Raw genomic sequence first — 20,069 nt, forward strand, 5'->3', positions numbered from 1 at the left:
TCGGGCAACTGACCAGCGGCCGGATATCCTGTGATCTCCACCCCATTCCTCGACAAGGCCGGCGTACGTGACGAACGAGCAGCTTCCACCCTGGACCGAGATCGGCCGGGCGGTGATGGTCATCCCGACCTACAACGAGGCGGACAACCTCGCCTGGATCGTCGGCCGGCTGCGCAAGGCGCAGCCGCGCGTCGACGTCCTTGTGGTCGATGACGGTTCCCCGGACGGCACCGGCACCATCGCCAACGAGCTGGCCGACAACGACGACCAGATCCATGTGCTGCACCGCACCGAGAAGGCCGGTCTCGGGGCTGCGTACCTGGCCGGGTTCGCGTGGGCCATCGAGCAGGGCTACGACGTGGTGGGGGAGATGGACGCCGACGGCTCCCACCAGCCCGAGGAGCTCCACCTCCTGCTCGACGCGCTCACCTCGGCCGATCTGGTGATCGGTGCCCGCTGGGTCCGTGGCGGCTCCGTGGTCAACTGGCCGCTCTCGCGCCGGCTGCTGTCGGTGGGCGGCAACTTCTACGTCCGGCTCCTGCTCGGCATCGGCGTGCACGACGCCACCGCCGGCTTCCGCCTCTTCCGCCGCACCACCCTGGAGAAGCTCCAGCTGAGCAGTGTGGAGTCGACCGGCTATGTCTTCCAGACCGAGATGGTGACGCGTACGCTGCGGGCCGGCCTGACGGTCAAGGAGGTCCCGATCCAGTTCATCGAGCGGGTCCGGGGCGAGTCGAAGATGAGCCCGGCAGTGGCCGCCGAGTCGATGCGCAGGGTCACCCGCTGGGGCCTGGCCGAGCGCCGTGAGCAGCTGATCCGGCTCATGCGCCGCTTCGGGCTCGAGCGCCTCGTGGGAGCCCGGCGATGACCACTCGCCGCCGTCGGCTCTCCTGGGTGCTGGTGCTGCTGTTCCTGGTGATGCCGCTGGCAGAGCTCTTCGTGCTCATCCAGGTCGGGCAGGTCATCGGCGTGTGGTGGACGATCCTGCTGCTCGTCGCCGACTCGATCTTCGGTGCCTGGCTGATGCGACGCGAAGGCGCGCGCGCCTGGAACGCTCTGACGACGGCCCTCTCCAGCGGCAAGCTGCCGTCCAACGAGATCGCCGACGGTGCCCTGATCGTGCTCGGCGGCGCCTTGATGCTGAGCCCGGGCTTCGTGAGCGACGTCTTCGGCATCGTGCTGATCCTGCCGTTCACCCGGCCGATCTTCCGCCGCGTGCTATCGACGGTCGTCCAGAAGCGGATCGTCGTCTCCGCGATGCCCTCGGGCTTCGGCCCTGCGACGCAGCGCCCGCGCAACGACGACATCGTGACCGGCGAGGTCATCGACAAGGACGAGCCCGCCTAGAGCCGTCGAAAGGTCAGAAAACGAGATCGAGTGGTCGCCGTAGCGACCACTCGATCTCGTTTTCTGACGTCTCGGCGTGAGACTGGGTCAGGCGTTGGCCTTCTTCTTGCCCGGGCCCTTGCGGTGCAGATGGGCCGGGCCGATCTCGCCACCGCGAAGCAGGTCGAGGCGCTCCTTGAGGATGTCCTCGAGCTCCTTCTCCGAGCGCCGCTCCAGGAGCATGTCCCAGTGCGTACGCGCCGGCTTCTCGGCCTTCTCCTCCGGCTTGGCACCGGAGAGGTTGAGAGCCTCCATGCCGCAGCGCGGGCACTCCCAGATCGCCGGCACCTCGGCCTCGTCCGACATCGTGATCTCGAAGTCGTGGCCCTGCGGGCAGCGGTATGCCACCTGCTGACGTCCCGCGAACTCGATGCCGCGTTCGTCCTCAAAACTCTGTCCGCCCAGTCGGGCGCCGCGCAGCGTGCGCTCGGCCATGAAGCACCTCCTGAGTCGATCGTCCCCCGTTGAATGAGCTGAAGAGCAAATCGATCTGCGGACTCATGACGCAGACCGGTCAGGCCTCTTCACATCGTCAACGGTACAGAGGAGGTGATGATTCCGTGAATTATCGGGATCGTCGCCGTGTTGTTCGACACGCATCCCGCCTGACCTGCGGAACTCGCTGAGAAAGTCCTGAGCGGGGCGTGTCTCGAATCCGCCAGCCAGGGCGCCACGCTGTGCTCTCGGTCTCAGACGCGTTCCGGCACCTGGTTGCCCGCCTGCTCGACGCCCTTGGTGGTGTTCACCAGCGCGAGCAGCACACCGCCGACCAGGAAGAACGCGATCAGCGCGAGGATCGCCGGACGGTAGGAGTCGGTGAGCTGGTAGACGAGGCCGAAGACGAGGGTGCCGAGCCAGGAGGTGCCACGGCCCATGGCGTGGTAGAGGCTGAAGTACTCCGCCTCCTTGCCCGCCGGGATGAACAGCGAGAAGTAGGAGCGCGCCAGCGCCTGGGTGCCGCCCATGACCAGCCCGATGCCGACCGCCACGACCAGCAGCGGCAGCAGCGTACGCTCCGGCACGAAGTAGGCGATGATCACGATGATCATCCAGCCGCCCAGCCCGCCGAGGATGACCCGCTTGGCACCGAAGCTCTTCGCGAGGCGGCCGAAGAAGATCGCGCCGCCCACGGCGACGAACTGCACCAGCAGGTAGATGCCGAGCATCGTGCCGGTCTCGAAGCCGAGCTCCTCGACGCCGTAGGTCGATGCCGAGCTGATCACGGTCGAGATGCCGTCGTTGAAGAAGAGGTACGCCAGCAGGAAGGTCAGTGCGACCGGATACTGCGGAAGCTCCTTGATCGTCACGAACAGCTGACCGAAGGAGCGCGCCACCACGCCGCCGGAGACGTCTTCGACGTCGGCCGGCTCGTGACGGCGGATGCGGCGCCACGGGATGATGATGAAGCCCGCCCACCACAGGCCGGCCGAGAGCATCGAGATCCGCACCGCGAGCGCGGTGCCGAGCCCGAGCGGATCGGCGAAGGTGACCACGAGGAAGTTGACCGCGAGCAGCAGCCCGCCGCCTGCGTACCCATAGGCCCAGCCCACCGAGGAGACCCGGTCACGCTCGTTCTCGGTCGAGATCAGCGGCAGGATCGAGTCGCTGACCACCACCGCCGCGCCCGCGCACAGGTTGGCGATGATGAACATGAGCGACCCGAACAGCCAGTTGTCGCCGCTCATGAAGAACATCAGCGCCGCGCAGAGCGCACCGGCCCAGGCGAAGCCGGCCATCAGGTCGGGCTTGCGGGAGGTGCGGTCGGCGATCGCGCCGACGAGCGGGTAGATGAGTGCCGAGAGGATGGTGGAGAACGTGATGACGTACGACGGCAGCGCACCGGGCGCGACCGAGAGCCCGAGCACGTCGATGCGGTTGTCGACGGCCGCCGCCTTGGCGATCTCGATCAGGTAGGGCGCGAACAGCACCCCGGCGACCGTCGTCTGGAACGCGGAGACGGCCCAGTCGGTGAAGTACCAGCCCTTCTGCTCCCGCGCCCGCTCAACCGGCCTGAAATCGCCGATCCCGGCTGATGTGCTCACTTCTCGGGCTCCTCGCCATGGTCAACGGAGTTGGTCTCTTCGGTGGACTCGACCCGAGACGGTGCAGCCTCCCACAGGCCGCGTTCCTCGAGGAACGATTTCAGCAGGTCGGTGCGGTCGGTCATCAGCCCGTCGACGTCGCGCCTGATGAGCCGCTCCATCTCGACCGGGTCGTCGACGGTCCACACATGGACCTCCTTGCCGACCTTGTGAGCCCGGCGGACCAGCGCACGCGAGGCCACCCGGATCGAGAGCGGGCCGGCGAGACGCTGATGGTGGGGGATCTGGAAGGCGTCGAACTGCGAACCGACGAGCCGCTTGGCGATCCCGGTGGTCGGCGCCAGCAGGTAGGCCACCACCTCGCGGGGGTGGGCCGAGGTGCGTACGCGTCCTTCGGTCAGCTGACGGAACCTCTTCAGCCGGCGCGCGGAGAACGAGCCGACGATGACCCTGTCCTCGCGGTCGGTGGCGGCGAGCAGCTCGGCCAGCGCCGTCACCGCCCCGTCGGACTTCAGGTCGATGTTGAAGGTGACGTCCGGGAAGGCCGCGAAGAGCTCGGCCAGGGTCGGCACACCGTGGAGGCCGCCGATCCTGGCTGCCTGCACCTCGGCGTACGTCATCTCGGCGATCAGCCCGCTGACGTCGGTCACCCGGTCGAGCGCCTCGTCGTGGAAGGCGAGCAGGACCCCGTCACGGGTGACGTGGACGTCGGTCTCGAGATGGGTGTAGCCGAGCGCCACCGCATGGCGGAACGCCTCCATGGTGTTCTCCATCCCGACCAGGTCGGGATGGAGCGCTCCACCACGGTGCGCATAGGCGCGTACGCGTCGTCGCTGGTGCTTCACGGGGAGCATTAGACCACCCTCGCGAGTCTCACAGTATGGGAAGCGCCGGGGGACTTGACGGGCACTTTGTGGACTTGACGGGCACTGGAACACCCGTCAAGTCCAGGGATACCCGGTCGACCGGGTATCCCTGGACACGCAACGACCTCAGATGTCGCGGAACGCCGTGATGTTGGCGCCGAGCTGGTTGAGCCGCTCGGCGAGGTCCTCGTAGCCGCGGGCGATGACGTAGGTCGAACGGAGCACCGAGGTGCCCTTCGAGGCGAGCATCGCGAGCAGCACGACCACGGCGGGGCGCAGCGCCGGCGGGCAGACGATCTCGGTGCCGGAGAAGTGGGTCGGGCCCTCGATCATGACCCGGTGCGGGTCCATGAGGGTGACGTTGCCGCCGAGCTTGTTGAGCTCGGTCAGGTAGATCGCCCGGTTCTCGTAGACCCAGTCGTGCAGCAGCGTCTGACCCTGCGCGACCGCGGCGATGGCGGCGAAGAACGGCAGGTTGTCGATGTTGAGGCCGGGGAAGGGGAGCGGGTGGATCTTGTCCAGCGGCGCGTGCAGGATCGAGTGCAAGGTGTTGATGTCCACCAGGCGGGTCTTGCCGTTGAGCGCCAGGTACTCCTCGGAGAGGGTGTAGTTGAAGCCCATCTCCTCGAGCGTGGCGAGCTCGATCTCCATGAACTCGATCGGCACCCGCTTGATGGTGATCTCGGAGTCGGTGACGATCGCGGCGGTCAGCAGCGACATCGCCTCGATCGGGTCCTCGCTCGGCGCGTAGTCGACGTCGACGTCGATGACCTCGCGGCCGGTCACGCGCAGCGTGGTGGTGCCGACGCCCTCGACCTCGACGCCCAGCTTCTGCAGGTAGAAACAGAGGTCCTGGACCATGTAGTTGGACGAGGCGTTGCGGATCACGGTGGTGCCGGGGTGCAGCGCGGCCGCCATCAGCGCGTTCTCGGTGACGGTGTCGCCGCGCTCGGTCAGCACGATCGGGCGGCCCGGCTGGATGTCCCGGTTGACGCTGGCGTGGTAGGCGCCGTCGGTGGCCTTGACCTCGAGGCCGAAGGGGCGCAGCGCCGACATGTGCGGCTCGACCGTGCGGGTGCCGAGGTTGCAGCCGCCGGCGTAGGGAAGCTCGAAGGTGTCGAGGCGGTGCAGCAGCGGACCGAGGAACATGATGACCGAGCGCGTACGGCGGGCGGCGGCCTCGTCGACGGCGTCCAGGCGCAGCTCCTTGGGCGGCACGATCTCGAGGTCGTTGTCCTCGTTGAGCCAGCGGGTCTGCACACCGATCGAGTTGAGCACCTCGATGATGCGGTTGACCTCTTCGATGCGGGCGACCTTGCGCAGCGTGGTGCGGCCCCGGTTGAGGAGCGAGCCGACCAGCAGCGCGACGCCGGCGTTCTTCGAGGTCTTGACCGTGATCTCACCGGAGAGGGTGGTCGGGCCGGTGACGCGCAGGTGCGTGGGCCCCGCCCCGATGTCGACCAGGGAGGAGTCGAGCGCAGCCCCGACGCGAGCGATCATCTCGAGGGAGAGGTTCTGCTGTCCCTGCTCGATGCGGTTGATCGCGCTCTGGCTGGTGTTGAGAAGGTCGGCGAGCTGTGCCTGGGTGAGGCCCTTGTGCTTGCGCGCATCGCGAATCAGATTCCCGATACGACCTTTGTATCCGTCGGTCATGGTGCACCACCGTAACTCATATATGAGATAAGCCTGGATTCCCCGCGAAGTGTCGGCGATTCGTTTCAAGCCTGTTGCCGCGCCCGAGAGGGGACTCCGTGTGCAACATCACGTACGCCGGGTGACAGGATGCCATCATGCGCGCGACGACGATCCACGGGGTGGGCGACATCCGCACCACCGAGGTACCCGATCCGGTCCTGAAGAAGACCTCCGACGCGATCGTACGCGTCGTGGCCTCCTGCATCTGCGGCTCCGACCTGTGGAACTACCGCGGCGCCAACGGAGAGATCGAGGAGCCTCGAACCATCGGGCACGAGTGCATCGGCGTGGTCGAGGAGGTCGGTGCCGACGTACGCGACTTCCGGGCCGGCGACTTCGTGATCGTCCCCTTCGACCACTGCGACAACACCTGCCCGCACTGCCTGGCCGGTGTCCAGTCGGTCTGCGAGAACCTCGGCTTCACCGTCAGCGGCCAGAGCGAGTACGCCCTGGTCACCCAGGCCGACGGCTCGCTGGTCAAGCTCGACGAGACGCCCGACCCGGCCAGCCACCCCGACCTGCTGGCCCTCACCGATGTGATGGCCACCGGCTGGCACGCCGCGGTCATGTCGGGCCTCGGCGGCGAGCCGAAGGGCGGCACCGCGGTCGTGGTCGGCGATGGTGCGGTCGGTCTGTGCGGCGTCCTCGCGGCTGCTCAGCTCGGCGCCGAGCGCGTGGTGGCGATGTCGCGCCACCAGTCGCGCCAGGAGATCGCCAAGCAGTTCGGCGCCACCGACATCGTCGCGGCCCGCGGCAAGGAGGGCGAGGCGGCCGTACGCGAGCTGACCGGCGGCGTCGGCGCCGACTACGTCCTCGAGTGCGTGGGCACCGACCAATCCTTCAAGACCGCCTCGAAGGTCGCCCGCCCCGGCGCGACCGTCGGGTTCGTGGGCGTGCCCCACGACGTCAACCTCCCTGTCAACGCGCTCTTCCGCACCAACGTCGGGCTCAAGGGCGGGATGGCGCCGGTACGCCGCTATCTGCCCGACCTGCTGCGCCTGACTCTCGACGGCACGATCAGCCCCGGTCTGGTCTTCGACAAGGCGCTGCCGTTCACCGAGGCGGCCGAGGGTTACCGCCTGATGGACGAGCGGCTGGCGACGAAGGTGCAGCTCACCTACTGACCCGGCCGACGGGGGCGCTTCGGCGCGTCTGAGAGGATGAACTGATGCCTCGTACCGACACCATGCGCCTGCGCCCGCTGTCACTCGGTGACGAGCACGTCTTCACCGAGTGGGCACGCGATGAGGAGTTCCGGGCGGCCAACGGCTGGCCGGAACGTGACCACGACGGCCATCTCCGCCACTGGCGGCGGCTGATCGAGGCTCCGCCGCCCGAGCTGATCCGGCTCGCGGTGGAGGTCGACGAGGAGGTCGTCGGCTACGCCGACCTGCACGGTCTCGCCCCCGACACCCGCGAGCTCGGCATCGCGATCGGTCCGAGCTCCCGCTGGGGCCAGGGCCTGGGGCAGCGCGCGATCAAGACCGCGCTCACCTATGGCTTCTCCGTCCTCGACCTGAGCCGCATCTGGGCCGAGACCCACGAGACCAACGCCCGCGCGAAGAAGCTCTTCGACGCGACCGGCTTCATCGAGACCGGCCGCCACGGCACCGACACCTACCGCGGCGAGGAAGTCAGCCTCGTCCAGTACGCCGTCGAACGCCCCTACTAGTCGGCGATCTTCACCGGCTTCGTCTTCGGGTAGCCCTCCGGGAGCATCATCGTCCCGTCCTGGTGGCGGTAGAGGACCTGCCAGTGCCAATACAGGTCGTAGGCGACCTCGGACCGCTTCATCTGCCGCGCGTAGGTGCTGACGGCCGCCACGTAGCGGTCGGAATGGTTGTAGGACCACAGCGCACCCGCCATGTCGCGAGGCGCGCCGTTGCTGGCGAGCATGCGACCCGCAGCCATGATGGCGTCCGCGGGGTCGTTGATGTCGCCGCCGGCGCCGTACTGGGCGAAGGTCGAGGGCAGGAACTGCATCGGGCCCTGGGCGCCGGCGGTGCTGGTGCCGCGGATGCGTCCCATCCGGGTCTCGACCAGATGGATGGCGGCGAGATAGTGCCAGGGCGTGCCGGTCTCGCGCTGCGCCCGGTGGTAGAGCGGCTTCAGCTCCTCCGGCTTCGGCGGTGTCAGGATCCGCCACTGCGGCAGCTTCGGCTGAGGGTCGGTCATCACCATCAGCTCGCGCGCCGCCGCGATGTCCGCCTCGAGCTGGGTGCGGTCGGCGCCGCCGAGCGCACCCAGCACGTCTGCCCGTTCGGCCTTCGGCTTCCGGGCCAGGTCGCGGGCGGCGGTCTGCTCGAAGAGAGCCGCCTCCCGCACCTCGGCGGACCCCGCAGGAGCGGAGGAGACCACCTTCAGCGCATGGGTGAGGCGCTCGGCCAGCGGCACCGACTCGTCATCGAGCCCTACGCTCGACGAAGACTCCGACGGCGTCGGGGCCGCCAGCGTCGAGGGCGAGGTGAATGGCGTCCGGACCGGCTCAGAGGACGGCTCGCTGCCGCAGCCGGCGGTGAGCGCCGCCAGGGCCGTGACGGCGCTCGAGACTGCCAGCCGGGTGCGCACGCACCCGACGCTACCCGACGCTGCGGAGGATGATCTCCGCGAGCTCGGCCGGCTTGGAGAGCTGCGGCCAGTGACCTGTCGGGAGGTCCACGAAGCTGGCCTCGGTGTGCTTCGGGATGGCGGCGGTCGGCTCGGCACCCTCCGCGATCCACCCCTTGAGGTCGGCGGCGGTGTATTCAGGGCACACGAACAAGGCCGGGACCGCGTAGCGGCGCTCGTCGCCGAGCTCGAACGGCTCGGTGGTCAGGCTGGCGGGGGAGGGCCGCAGGAACGACTCGAAGGTGGCTCGGTCGAGGTCGCGTACGTCGGCCTCGTCGAACTCCTCCCACGGCACCGGCGGCATGTCGGCGCCGTCGGTCGAGAAGTTCTTGGCCGGGATCATGCCCGGCTCGGCGGGCCAGCCGCCCACGTAGACCACCTTCGCGACCTTGTCGATGCGGGCGTCGAGCGCCGCGCCCGCGACCGCGCAGCCCATCGAGTGTCCGACGAGGAGCACCGGCCCGTCCGACTCGTCGATGGCGGCCACCACCGCGGCGACCTGGTCGGCGACGTGCACGTCGGACCGGTCCGTCTCGGCCGACTCGGGGCCGGGAAGGGTGAGCGGGCGCACGGTGTGGCCTGCGGCGGTCAGGCGGGGGACGACGAGGTCCCATGATGATGCGTCCAGCCAGAGGCCGGGTACCAGAACGATGTCCATGGCCCGATCTTCGACCTGGTTGCGGACGATCCGCTTCCGTGAACTCGAGATTCTCCCGACAAAAGAACAGGTGACCACCGCAGCGCGGTGGTCACCTCATCCGGACGTCCCTGAAACCGGACGTCGAGGTCGTTCAGCGGGCGCCGGCGACCTCCAGTAGCTCCGCGACCTCGTGGGCGCGGCAGTCGCAGTCGGCATCACACGGCAAGAAGCGATGACGTGCGTGCCCGCAGTCGCGGCACGGCATGTCGTGAGAAAGCGTGAAGCTCTGCACCTCAACGGTGTCCCACATTATCTATTCATCCCCCAGAGAATGGTGATTGATGTTTATCGGTGAAGCTGTCTGATATGTAACACGATAATCCTCGGCTTTGGAAGGCCTTGGACAACACGCCGAGACATTGTTTTCCCTGGTCAGTCGACCGATATGATTATTCGGTCGACCGATAGATAAACTCATAAGGGGCACCTGTGGATGCCGTGTGGATGTTCGATTTACTGCGCGCTCGAAGGCGCTCCGGCGTGTTGACGGATTGAAAGAAGAACGCATACCGGCCTGTCACCACCGACAAGGTGGTGACTGTTCCGGCGCGGTTCCGGAGGGCAGAACACCCAGGGGCGAAGGTCCCGGCTCGTCCGGCCCGTCGGGCTGGACCGCTCGAGGGTCCGGTTCGCGGGAATCCCGTCGGGCCGTTGAGAGTTCCACTACTCGTGAAGAACATCGGATTCTTGTCTTTCGGACACTGGACACCGTCGCCCTACTCGCAGACGCGCTCGGCTCGCGACGCTCTGGTCCAGGGGATCGAGCTCGCGGTCGCGGCCGAGGAGCTGGGGGTCGACGGCGCGTACTTCCGGGTCCACCACTTCGCCCGCCAGTACGCCTCGCCGTTCCCGCTGCTCTCCGCCATCGGCGCGCGCACCTCGAAGATCGAGATCGGCACCGGTGTCATCGACATGCGTTACGAGAACCCGCTCTACATGGCGGAGGACTCCGCGGCCGCCGACCTGATCTCCGGCGAGCGGCTGCAGCTCGGCATCAGCCGCGGCTCACCCGAGCAGGTCATCGAGGGATGGCGCTACTTCGGCTACGACCCCGGCGAGAAGGCGACCGACGCCGACATGGCGCGCGCCCACACCGAGACGTACCTGAAGATCATCGAGGGTGCGCAGTTCGCCGAGCCGAACCCGCGGCCCATGTTCCCCAACCCGCCGGGCAAGCTCCGCGTCGAGCCCTACTCCGAGACCCTGCGCGACCGGATCTGGTGGGGCTCGAGCTCGCTGGCGACCGCTCGCTGGGCCGCGACGCTGGGGATGAACCTGCAGAGCTCGACGCTGAAGAACGACGAGAACGGCAAGCCGTTCCACATCCAGCAGCGCGAGCAGATCGAGGCCTACCGGGAGGCATGGAAGGAGGCCGGCCACGAGCGTGAGCCGCGCGTCTCGGTCTCCCGGTCCATCTTCGCCCTGGTCGACGAGGAGGACCGTCGCTACTTCGGTCTCGACCGGCAGACCTCCGACCAGATCGGCAACATCGACGACCAGACCCGGGCGATCTTCGGCCGCTCCTACGCCGCCGAGCCGGACGTCCTGATCGAGGAGCTCGCCGAGGACGAGGCGATCCAGGCCGCCGACACGCTGCTGCTCACGGTGCCGAACCAGCTCGGCGTCGACTACAACGCGCACGTCCTGGAGAGCATCCTGACCCACGTCGCGCCGGGGCTCGGCTGGCGGTAGAGCGGGCGGACCGCCGAGCTGGAGAGTTACAAAAGGGCGCATAATCGTTGTCATCCACCCCACGTGGCTCTTCAAATTGGCTACCGTGCACCGCGACCGTTGATCTAGGGGGAACCTGTTGGCTACCTACGCTGAGCTGCTCGATGCCTATCTACGCGAACCTGCTCCGGAGCCGCTGAGGGCATTGCGCGAGGCCATCCTCGAGGCGCCCAACTTCCGGCCCGACCTGGAGATCACCGAGATGATCGCCCCGATGATGGCGGCCGGTGACTACGCCGGCGCGGTGTCGGCGATCCACGGGCTGATGCCCGGGGCGATCTTCAGCCCCTCGGCCCATGCCGCCCTCGCCGACGCGCAGCGCGGTCTCGGCAACCAGGAGCAGGCCCAGCGGGAGTCGATCCTGGCCCAGGCGGCCCTGGACAGCATCATCAGCACCGGCGAGGGCACCGAGGCGGCTCCGTGGTCGGTGCTGCGCACCAGCGACGCCTACGACGTGGTGCTCGCCTCGGGCAAGACGCCGCGCTCGCAGGTCGCGGTCGGCAAGCTCGACCGGATCGTGTGCACCGACTCGACGGTCTGGTTCTTTGACACCAGCGCCGAGTTCGCGGGGGCCTGACCCACACCGTGCCCAGATCCGTACTCATCACCGGCGCAGCCGCCGGCATCGGCCGCGCGACCGCGCTCCGCTTCGCCCGTGAGGGCTGGCTGGTCGGCGCCTTCGACATCGACGTGGACGGCCTGGCCTCCCTGGCCACGGCGGTCGAGCCGCTGCCGGGGACGCTGGTCACGGGCACCCTCGACGTCCGTGACGCGACCTCCTGGCAGACCGCGCTGGACGGCTTCGCCGCCGAGACCGGCGGCAGCCTCGACGTGCTCGTCAACAACGCCGGCATCATCCAGATCGGCAGCTTCTCCGACCTTCCGCTGGAGCGCCAGCAGGCGGTCGTCGACGTCAACGTCAAGGGTGTCGTCAACGGCTGCCATCTCGCGCGGCCCTACCTGCAGCCGGGCTCCCACGTCGTCAACCTCGCCTCCGCCTCGGCGATCTACGGCCAGCCGGGGATGGCGATCTACTCCGCCACCAAGTTCGCCGTACGCGGCCTCTCCGAGGCGCTCGACCTGGAGTGGTCGCGCGAAGGGATCACCGTGACCGCCCTGTGGCCGCTGTTCGCCGACACCTCCATGGTGTGGGGCCACGACTTCCCGGCGCTGCGCCGGCTCAAGGTGTCGCTGACCCCCGACGACGTGGCCGAGTCCGTCTACGCCGCCGCGACCAGCGGCCACGGACTCCTCGGTGGCATCCACCGTGGTGTCGGCACCAAGGCGCGCACCCTGCTCGCCCTCTCCGGCGTCACGCCGAGCTGGGCCAACCGCATGCTGAACAGGCTGATCTCGACCTGAGCCGCTCCGTAGAGTCGGCTCCATGTCGACCTACACCCACGGTCATCACGAGTCGGTGCTGCGCTCGCACAGGTGGCGGACGGCGGAGAACTCCGCTGCGTACCTGTTGCCGGAGCTGAGCCCGCAACAGCGGCTTCTCGACGTCGGTGCGGGGCCGGGGACGATCACGGTCGACCTCGCCGGCCGGGTCGCGCAGGTGACGGCGACCGAGATCGGGGAGAGCGAGCTCGACCTCTCCCGGCAGGCGGCGCAGGAGAGCGGAGTCACCAACGTCGACTTCCGGGTCGAGGACGTGCACGCGCTGGGCATCGAGGACGATGCGTACGACGTCGTGCACGCCCATCAGGTGCTGCAGCACGTCGCCGACCCGGTGCAGGCGCTGCGGGAGATGCGTCGGGTGGCCAGGCCGGGCGGGCTCGTGGCAGTGCGGGACAGCGACTACGCCGGGTTCGTGTGGTGGCCGGAGTCGGCGGAGCTGACCGAGTGGCTGCGGCTCTACCGGCTCGCTGTGCGCGCCAACGGCGGTGAGCCCGATGCCGGCCGGCGGCTGTTCTCCTGGGCACGCGAGGCGGGCTTCACCGACATCCGGGCGAACTCGAGCACCTGGTGCTACTCGGCTCCGCAGGAGCGGTCCTGGTGGGGCGGGCTGTGGGCCGACCGGTTCACCGACTCCGCGGTCGCCCGCCAGCTCGTCGACTCCGGAGAGGCCACGACCGCCGACCTCGCCCGCGTCGCGGACGGGTGGCGGTCGTGGGCCGAGGCGGAGGACGGCTGGTTCTCCGTCCTCCACGGCGAGATCCTGGCGCGCCCCTGAGGACCGGGTCAGCACCGAAGGTCAGCAGAGCCTGGCTCAGCGGCGCAGGATCCGCGCCGAGAGCGTGTTGCCGAGCAGCTGGATGACCTGCACGAGCGCGACCAGGATGAGCACGCAGACCCAGGTGACGGTCGGGTCGTACTGCCGGTAGCCGAAGGTCTGGGCGAAGCTGCCAAGACCGCCACCGGCGATCAGACCGGCCACCGCCGACATGTCGACGACCGCGACGAAGGCGAACGTGTAGCCGAGGATGATCGGCGCCATCGCCTCGGGGAGCACGACGGTGGCGGCGATCCGCGCGCGGCTGGCGCCCATCGCCCGCGCGGCCTCGATGACGCCCGGCGGGACGGTCACGAGGTTCTGCTCGACGATCCGGGCGATGCCGAACATCGAGGCCAGGATCAGCGAGAACACCACCGCCGGGAATCCGATGCCGGTGCCGACGACCAGGCGGGCGGCCGGCTGGACGGCGGCGATGAAGATGATGAACGGGATCGGCCGGAAGAAGTTGACCAGCAGGTTGAGGACCGCGGAGACGACGCGGTTCTCGTAGAGGCCGCCTCGACGGGTCAGGTAGAGACCCAGCGCGAGCAGCAGACCGAGGATGCCGCCGATGAGCATGGTCAGGGCGACCATGAGCAGCGTCTCGCCGGTGGCCTGCCAGATGTCGGGCCACAGCTCGCCGACCCGGGTGTCGGTGGGGAGAGCGGTCAGCATCACAGCTCCTTGGCGGGGACGAGGGCGGCGAGCTCACGTACGGCCTCGTCGACCGAGGCCGTGGGACCGTCGAGGGCGAGCGTGAGGTTGCCGAAGGTGGCGCCCTGGATCTCCTCGATGCCGCCGAAGACGAGCTCGAAGGCGACCCCGCGCTCGTGGAGCACCGCGAAGACATCGGTCTGGCGGGGACCGCCCTCGCGCAGCTCGAGCTTCACGAACCGGCCGGGATGACGCGTACGCAGCGCGGCGAGCGCCTCGGTGGAGGGCTCGTCGTCGACCACGGTGCCGACGAAGCGGCGGGTCACCGGCTGCTGCGGGGCGGAGAAGACGTCGTAGACGCGACCGGTCTCGACCACCCGCCCGTTCTCCATGACCGCGACGTGGTCGGCGAGCTCGCGCACGACCTCCATCTCGTGGGTGATCGCGACGATGGTGGTGCCGAACTCCGCGTTGACCCGCTTGAGCAGACGCAGCACCTCGTGGGTGGTCTCCGGGTCGAGCGCGCTGGTGGCCTCGTCGGCGAGCAGGAGCGAGGGGTTGGTGGTCAGCGCGCGGGCGATGCCGACGCGCTGCTTCTGCCCGCCGGAGAGGTTGCGCGGGTAGGTGTGTGCCTTGTCGGGGAGCCCGACGAAGTGGAGCAGCTCGGAGATGCGGCGCTGCTGCTCGGCCTTGCCGACGCCGGCGATGTCGAGCGGGTAGGCCAGGTTGCCCCAGACCGTACGCGACTCGAAGAGGTTGAACTGCTGGAAGATCATCCCGATGTCGAGACGGAGCCTGCGCAGCTGCCGCTCACGCAGACCGACGAGCTCGGTGCCGCCGATCTGGATCGAGCCCGAGGTGGCCGGCTCCAGGCCGTTGAGGAGCCGCACCAAGGTGGACTTGCCGGCGCCGGAGTAGCCGACGATGGCCTGTACGTCACCGGCGGCGATGTCGAGGTCGACGTCGTCGACCGCACACACCTCGCTGCGCCCACGGGCGGCCGGGTAGGTCTTGATGACGTTGCGGAGCCGCACGAGCGGCTCCGCAACATGGCCAGCGTGTGTCGTCACCGACGCTCCCGAACCTGCTTCTCGGTGTCATCGAGCGACTTCTGCAGGTCCTCGACCGGGATCTTGACGAGCTCGGCGGTGTCGCCGGAGGTCTCGTAGACCCCCTTCTGGACGTCCTCGTTGTTCTGGAAGATCTCGACGAGCTTCTTGTAGGTCTTGTTGTCCTTGTCCTCGGCGCGTACGGCGAAGATGTTGACGTAGGGGAGCGCCTTCGGGTCGGAGGGGTCGTCGGTCGCGAGCGCGTCCTCGAACTTCAGGCCGGCGTCCTCGACGAAGTCGTTGTTGATGATCGCCGCGGCGACGTCGGGGAGCGAGGAGGCCGTGATCGAGGCCTGGACGGCGCGGATCTTCACCTTGGAGGCGGCGGTGTCGACGTCCTTGACGGTGCTGAACGGCGTGCCGCCGTCGGTCAGCTTGATGAGGCCCTTGCTCTGGAGCAGGACCAGGCCGCGGGCCTGGTTGGTCTCGTCGTCGGGGACGATGACCTCGTCACCGGCCTTGATCTCGTCGAGGCTCTTGTACTTCGAGGAGTAGAGCCCCAGCGGGTAGGTGGCCGTGGAGCCGAGCGCGACCAGGTCGTCGTCGTTCTGCACGTTGTAGTCGGCCAGGAAGATGATGTGCTGGAACTGGTTGAGGTCCAGCTCGCCCTCCGAGAGCGCCGGGTTGGGCTGGTTGTAGTCGCCGAAGTTCTTGACCTCGAGGTCGATGCCCTCCTCGCGCGCGGCGTCCTGGAACGTCTCCCAGTAGGGGTCGTCGGCACCGACGACACCGATGGTGACCTTGGTCAGGTCGCTGCCGGAGTCGTCGTCGCGGGTGAGGAAGAAGGCGAGGCCGCCGATCACGAGCGCGGCGACGACGACGATCCCGATGATGAGCGGGAGCTTGGACTTGGGAGCCTCGATGAGCGGGGTGGGCTCAGGCGTGTTGGAGGACACGGGTGGAACCTCTTCTAGACGGGTGAGTCTCGGCGACGAGAGTGGCTGGACAGCGGATTGTTGTCCATCAAAACAGTAGACTTAACGCAGGTCACACTCGCATTGTCGGTCACACGCCGAGACGAGTCACGGACCCGCCTCGGCGTGTGCTAGGGGAGTATTTCCCGAGGTCAGACCAGGTCGCGCCGCCTCATCACGACCACTGCAGCGACGGCGGCGACCGCCACGTACGCGGCGACGGTGATCAGCGCCCGCTCGCCGGAGATGGCGTCGAGCACGCCGGGCGTGCCGTTGGGTCCGCCGACGACCGCGCCCGCCAGCGAGCCGCCGGCGGTGCCGGGGAGCGCCTCGGTGACGGTCTCGATGCCGGACAGGAGGCTGCCCACACCACGCAGCAGGTTCTCCACCACCAGCGACCAGACCAGCCCGAGCCCGACCGCGAGCGCCGGTCCCTTGGCGAGCACGCCGACCAGGAAGCCGAGCAGCGCCCACATCTCCAGCACCAGGAACCCGGCACCGAAGGCTCGCGCCAGGTCACCGAGCGCCGGCATCGAGACCGTCTGGCCCTCGCTCACGGCGATCACGACCGAGACGCCTGCCGAGAGGGCCAGGGTCGCGACCATCATCGTGAGGACGAAGAGGGTCACCGCGACCAGCGAGCCGCCCACCGAGGCGTACCGGCTCGGTCCCTGGGTGAAGACCGTCTTCCAGGTGCCCCAGCCGAACCCGTTGCCGGCGACCAGCGCGCCGACCACCATCGCCAGCGCCCCGCCGAACATCGGCAGCCCGCTCACGATCACGTCCGGGATCGCGCTCGGCATCAGCCCGGCCAGCAGCTGGGCGTTGCTGGCGCCGTCGCCGGCGAAGTTGTCGTCGCCGGTCTTGTAGGCGACGTAGTTGAACACGTAGCCGAAGGAGAGCGACAGCGCCAGCCAGGCACCGACGATCACCCAGACCGCCGACCACTTGCGCAGCCGCAGCAGCTCGGCGCGGGTGCTGTTCACCAAGGCGTTCATGACACGACCTCCTTCTTCCTGCTCGTCTCGGAACCGGTCATCTCGAAGAAGACGTCCTCGAGGGAACGCTCCGCGACGGTGACCTCGTGGACATCGATGGAGTCGGTGACCAGCTGGCGTACGACCTCGGGGGCCGCGGTCGCAGGCAGGTCGACTTCGAGCGTCCCGTCGCCGACGCGGCGTACGCCCTCGTCGCCGGCGATCCGCATGACGGCGGCGAGCGCTGCGTCTTCGGGGGTGGCCCGGACCCGGAGGGTCGCGCCACCGCGCAGCTCGGCGACGGTCGACTCCCGCAGCAGCCGTCCGTCGTTGATGACGCCGACGCGGTCGCAGATCTCCTGCACCTCGGCCAGGATGTGGCTGGAGAGGATCACCGTCTGGCCGGCCTCGGCGAGCGAGACGACCAGGGCACGCATGTCGGCCATGCCGGCCGGGTCCAGGCCGTTGGTGGGCTCGTCGAGCACCAGCAGGTCGGGGTCGCCGAGCATCGCGGCGGCGACCCCGAGCCGCTGCTTCATCCCGAGCGAGTAGCCCTTGAAGGCGTCCTTGGCCCGGTCGGTCAGGTCGACCATCTCGAGCACCCGGTCGACCTCGGTGCTCGGCAGTGACTGGTAGCGCGCGAGCGTGCGCAGGTTGTCGCGGCCGCTGAGGTAGGGATAGAAGCCAGGGCCCTCGATGAGAGCGCCGATGCGGGCAGTGACGTCGGGGCTGCCGGCCGGGAGCCCCAGGATGCGCGCCGATCCGGCGGTGGGTCGGATCAGGCCGAGCATCATCCGCAAGGTGGTCGTCTTGCCGGCCCCGTTGGGGCCGAGGAAGCCGTACACCTCGCCACGCACGACGGTCATGCTGACCCGGTTGACGGCGAGCCTGTCGCCGTACCGCTTGGTCAGCCCGTCGGTCTCAACCACGAGTTCGTTCATGGCTCCCACGCTCCCGCTTTCCGGTGGTCCCGGCGTCGGCGTGGTGGCGGCTCACGGTTACGCAGATCTGCGTAGACGGGCGAACGGTTCTGTCGTACGCCTCGCGCGCTCGATCGAACTACGGTGTGTCCATGTCCCGGATCCGTCGCCACTGGCTCCCGTGGCTGGTCGTCGTGGTGGAGCTGGTCGGCTCGCTGGGCAGCAACGCCCAGGCAGACACCCGCGGTCCGGCCGTCGTGCCCGCCCTGCTCGCTCTCCTCGCCGTCGTGCCGGTGCTGCTGCAGCGGCCGCCCGGGTGGGTGGTCGCGTTCAGCGGGCTGTGCGTCGGTATCTACTTCACGCTCGGTTTCGCCGAGAGCCCGATCTTCATGGCGCTCCCGGCGGTCACCTTCGCGGCGGCGTGGTCGCTGCCGCCGCGCCGGTGGGTCGGCTGGGCGCTGGCGGGAGCGGCGCTGGCGGCCACCGGGATCATGCTGAACCCCGCCGACGCCGCCCGCTTCGAGGACGGCCGCGGCCCGTGGGGGCCGGCCGGCGGGCCGGAGGGTGACGTCTCGCTGTGGCAGGCCCTCGGTCAGGTGGCGCTGGTGGCCGCCTTCGGTGCGGTCGGCACGGCGCTGCGCTCACGCAACGAGGCGCGGGCGCAGCGGCAGCGCCGAGCGGTCAGCGACGAGCGGGTGCGGATGGCCGCCGACCTCCACGACGGCGTCGGCCACGGGCTCGCGGTGATCGCCATGCAGGCCGGTGCTGCGCTGCACGTGCTCGACCGCGACCCCGAGGCGGCTCGCCGCAACCTGGAGGCCATCCGCGCCGAGAGCAAGGAGTCCCTCGACCTGCTGCGCCGGCAGCTGTCGCGGCTCACCGACGCCGACCCTGCCGACCCTGCCGGCCCTGCCGGCTCGGTCGGCTCTTCCGGCCCGCGGACGCCGGAGCACGGGCTCGGGGACGTACCGGCTCTGGTGGAGCGGGTACGCACCGGCGGGCTGGAGGTCTCGTTGCGGCTCGACGCCGACCCCGGGACGGTGCCGGCCGACGTCGAGCGGGCTGCGTATGCGGTGATCCAGGAGGGGCTCACCAACGTGCTGCGGCACGCTGCCGCGTCCCGGGCGGAGGTGTCGGTGGTGCGGACGGGCTCGACGGTCTCGACAAGCTCGACCTCCGGAGGGGGGTCGCTGGTCGTGACGGTGCATGACGACGGGCGGGTTTCAGACACCTCCCGCGGGGATCGGCGCCCAGGCATGGGAATTGTGGGAATGAGGTCGCGCGTCGAGGCACTTGGCGGCACCCTAGTGGCGGGGCCGGAGGTACGGGGCTTCCGGCTGCGGGCTTCCATCCCGGTTTCAGGGTCCTCGGCGGGTGGCGCGGAGGGGCTGGCATGAGTGAGCTGATCAAGGTTGCTCTGGTCGATGACCAGCCCCTCGTCCGGATGGGTCTGGCGACGATGATCGGCGCCGAGCCCGACCTGGAGATCGTGGGGGAGGCCTCCGACGGCAGCGCGGCGCTGCCGATGCTGCGCCGCACCCACCCCGACGTGGTGCTCTGCGACATCCGGATGCCCGTCCTCGACGGGCTCGGGATGCTGGAGCAGGTCACCCGTGACGCCTCGCTCGCCGACGTGCGGGTGGTGATGCTGACGACCTTCGAGCTCGACGAGTACGTCTTCGAGGCACTGCGCCTGGGAGCGAGCGGCTTCCTGCTGAAGGATGCCGAGCCGGTCACGCTGCTCGATGCCATCCGGGTGGTCGCCGAGGGTGGCTCGCTGCTGGCGCCGACCGTGACCAGGCGAGTGATCGAGGAGTTCGGCTCGTCGCGGCGGGCGGCCAATCCACATCCGCGGCTCGGGGACCTCACCGAGCGTGAGCGGGAGATGGTGGCCTGGGTGGCCACCGGACGTTCCAACGCGGAGATCGCCGCGGAGCTCGTGGTCAGTCCTGACACGGTCCGCACGCACGTCTCGCGCGCGATGGTGAAGCTGCATGCCCGAGATCGCGCCCAGCTCGTCGTCTTCGCGATCGAGTCGGGCCTGAAGATCTAGCCCGACTGGTCAGGCGGCGAGCGGGACGCTGCCCGGCATGACGACCGGTGCGCACGCGCACGTGTCGCTGCAGGCAAGGTAGGTGTGCACTTCGTGACCGCATCGCGGGCACTGCAGGAAGTGCGACATCGGGAAGCTGCGTACGTTGCCGTTCTCGGGGTTCTGCGCGGTGTCCCACATGACTTTCTCCTGTCTGC

At 68.9% G+C, this 20,069-nt stretch carries 22 protein-coding genes; 10 read left to right on the forward strand and 12 right to left on the reverse strand.

Features of this window, described 5'->3' with window-relative positions:
* Window positions 1-67 precede the first annotated feature (67 nt).
* A complete protein-coding gene (locus tag IEY81_RS02095; protein ID WP_229787209.1) occupies window positions 68-868 on the forward strand; it encodes a polyprenol monophosphomannose synthase in 801 nt (266 codons plus the stop codon).
* Window positions 865-1,347 (forward strand): FxsA family protein, encoded by a 483-nt coding sequence (locus IEY81_RS02100; RefSeq protein ID WP_189116760.1) that lies wholly within the window; start codon window positions 865-867, stop codon window positions 1,345-1,347. Before IEY81_RS02095 ends, IEY81_RS02100 begins: the two co-directional genes overlap by 4 nt.
* 87 nt (window positions 1,348-1,434) lie before the next feature.
* On the opposite strand, the gene IEY81_RS02105 is transcribed toward IEY81_RS02100, so the two are convergent.
* The 4 genes from IEY81_RS02105 to IEY81_RS02120 form a co-directional block, all read right to left on the reverse strand.
* Window positions 1,435-1,821, reverse strand: coding sequence for an RNA polymerase-binding protein RbpA (locus IEY81_RS02105; RefSeq protein ID WP_008359714.1), 387 nt, complete (start codon window positions 1,819-1,821; stop codon window positions 1,435-1,437).
* 254 nt (window positions 1,822-2,075) lie between these two features.
* Complete coding sequence (locus IEY81_RS02110) at window positions 2,076-3,428, reverse strand: MFS transporter (RefSeq protein ID WP_189116761.1); 1,353 nt, start codon at window positions 3,426-3,428, stop codon at window positions 2,076-2,078.
* The gene (locus tag IEY81_RS02115; protein ID WP_229787211.1) at window positions 3,425-4,273 is read right to left on the reverse strand and encodes a glycerophosphodiester phosphodiesterase family protein; all 849 of its coding nucleotides are present in this window, start codon (window positions 4,271-4,273) and stop codon (window positions 3,425-3,427) included. Before IEY81_RS02115 ends, IEY81_RS02110 begins: the two co-directional genes overlap by 4 nt.
* Window positions 4,274-4,420: 147 nt before the next feature.
* Complete coding sequence (locus tag IEY81_RS02120; RefSeq protein WP_189116763.1) at window positions 4,421-5,947, reverse strand: UDP-N-acetylglucosamine 1-carboxyvinyltransferase; 1,527 nt, start codon at window positions 5,945-5,947, stop codon at window positions 4,421-4,423.
* A 137-nt stretch (window positions 5,948-6,084) separates the two neighbouring features.
* Between IEY81_RS02120 and IEY81_RS02125 the strand changes: the two genes are divergently transcribed.
* On the forward strand, window positions 6,085-7,113 hold the full coding sequence (locus IEY81_RS02125) for a zinc-dependent alcohol dehydrogenase family protein (protein ID WP_189116764.1): 1,029 nt from the start codon (window positions 6,085-6,087) through the stop codon (window positions 7,111-7,113).
* 44 nt (window positions 7,114-7,157) lie between these two features.
* Window positions 7,158-7,661 (forward strand): GNAT family N-acetyltransferase, encoded by a 504-nt coding sequence (locus tag IEY81_RS02130; protein ID WP_189116765.1) that lies wholly within the window; start codon window positions 7,158-7,160, stop codon window positions 7,659-7,661.
* Here the strand turns inward: IEY81_RS02130 and IEY81_RS02135 are convergent.
* Complete coding sequence (locus IEY81_RS02135; RefSeq protein WP_189116766.1) at window positions 7,658-8,557, reverse strand: lytic transglycosylase domain-containing protein; 900 nt, start codon at window positions 8,555-8,557, stop codon at window positions 7,658-7,660. The genes IEY81_RS02130 and IEY81_RS02135 overlap by 4 nt on opposite strands.
* 10 nt (window positions 8,558-8,567) lie before the next feature.
* Window positions 8,568-9,254, reverse strand: a complete 687-nt coding sequence (locus tag IEY81_RS02140) for an alpha/beta fold hydrolase (RefSeq protein WP_189116767.1) — start codon at window positions 9,252-9,254, stop codon at window positions 8,568-8,570.
* Window positions 9,255-9,983: 729 nt separating this feature from the next.
* Between IEY81_RS02140 and IEY81_RS02145 the strand changes: the two genes are divergently transcribed.
* The 4 genes from IEY81_RS02145 (at window position 9,984) to IEY81_RS02160 (ending at window position 13,203) form a co-directional block, all read left to right on the forward strand.
* Complete coding sequence (locus IEY81_RS02145; RefSeq protein ID WP_229787213.1) at window positions 9,984-10,988, forward strand: LLM class flavin-dependent oxidoreductase; 1,005 nt, start codon at window positions 9,984-9,986, stop codon at window positions 10,986-10,988.
* Between the two features lie 118 nt (window positions 10,989-11,106).
* Window positions 11,107-11,604: a DUF4919 domain-containing protein gene (locus tag IEY81_RS02150; protein WP_189116769.1), complete on the forward strand. Its 498-nt coding sequence runs from the start codon at window positions 11,107-11,109 to the stop codon at window positions 11,602-11,604.
* A gap of 8 nt (window positions 11,605-11,612) precedes the next feature.
* Window positions 11,613-12,389 (forward strand): SDR family oxidoreductase, encoded by a 777-nt coding sequence (locus IEY81_RS02155; RefSeq protein ID WP_189116770.1) that lies wholly within the window; start codon window positions 11,613-11,615, stop codon window positions 12,387-12,389.
* Between the two features lie 22 nt (window positions 12,390-12,411).
* A complete protein-coding gene (locus tag IEY81_RS02160; RefSeq protein ID WP_189116771.1) occupies window positions 12,412-13,203 on the forward strand; it encodes a class I SAM-dependent methyltransferase in 792 nt (263 codons plus the stop codon).
* Window positions 13,204-13,239: 36 nt separating this feature from the next.
* On the opposite strand, the gene IEY81_RS02165 is transcribed toward IEY81_RS02160, so the two are convergent.
* From IEY81_RS02165 to IEY81_RS02185, 5 genes are all read right to left on the reverse strand, one after another.
* Window positions 13,240-13,920, reverse strand: coding sequence for a methionine ABC transporter permease (locus IEY81_RS02165; protein ID WP_189116772.1), 681 nt, complete (start codon window positions 13,918-13,920; stop codon window positions 13,240-13,242).
* Complete coding sequence (locus IEY81_RS02170) at window positions 13,920-14,969, reverse strand: methionine ABC transporter ATP-binding protein (RefSeq protein ID WP_189116773.1); 1,050 nt, start codon at window positions 14,967-14,969, stop codon at window positions 13,920-13,922. The genes IEY81_RS02165 and IEY81_RS02170 overlap by 1 nt, the downstream gene beginning before the upstream one ends.
* Entirely contained in the window at window positions 14,966-15,904 is a 939-nt protein-coding gene (locus tag IEY81_RS02175) for a MetQ/NlpA family ABC transporter substrate-binding protein (RefSeq protein ID WP_189116774.1), read from the reverse strand. Before IEY81_RS02175 ends, IEY81_RS02170 begins: the two co-directional genes overlap by 4 nt.
* Before the next feature lie 170 nt (window positions 15,905-16,074).
* Window positions 16,075-16,920 carry an ABC transporter permease gene (locus IEY81_RS02180; protein ID WP_189116775.1) on the reverse strand — a complete coding sequence of 282 codons (846 nt, stop codon included), beginning with the start codon at window positions 16,918-16,920 and terminating at the stop codon, window positions 16,075-16,077.
* Entirely contained in the window at window positions 16,917-17,840 is a 924-nt protein-coding gene (locus IEY81_RS02185; protein ID WP_189116776.1) for an ATP-binding cassette domain-containing protein, read from the reverse strand. Before IEY81_RS02185 ends, IEY81_RS02180 begins: the two co-directional genes overlap by 4 nt.
* Before the next feature lie 131 nt (window positions 17,841-17,971).
* Between IEY81_RS02185 and IEY81_RS02190 the strand changes: the two genes are divergently transcribed.
* Together IEY81_RS02190 and IEY81_RS02195 are read left to right on the forward strand one after the other, a co-directional pair.
* Window positions 17,972-19,216 (forward strand): sensor histidine kinase, encoded by a 1,245-nt coding sequence (locus IEY81_RS02190; protein WP_189116777.1) that lies wholly within the window; start codon window positions 17,972-17,974, stop codon window positions 19,214-19,216.
* Entirely contained in the window at window positions 19,213-19,872 is a 660-nt protein-coding gene (locus IEY81_RS02195) for a response regulator (RefSeq protein WP_189116778.1), read from the forward strand. Before IEY81_RS02190 ends, IEY81_RS02195 begins: the two co-directional genes overlap by 4 nt.
* A gap of 9 nt (window positions 19,873-19,881) precedes the next feature.
* Here the strand turns inward: IEY81_RS02195 and IEY81_RS02200 are convergent, their stop codons facing one another.
* On the reverse strand, window positions 19,882-20,052 hold the full coding sequence (locus tag IEY81_RS02200) for a hypothetical protein (protein WP_189116779.1): 171 nt from the start codon (window positions 20,050-20,052) through the stop codon (window positions 19,882-19,884).
* Window positions 20,053-20,069: the final 17 nt, after the last annotated feature.

The sequence above is a fragment of the Nocardioides luteus genome, assembly GCF_014648595.1.
GTDB lineage: Bacteria > Actinomycetota > Actinomycetes > Propionibacteriales > Nocardioidaceae > Nocardioides > Nocardioides luteus.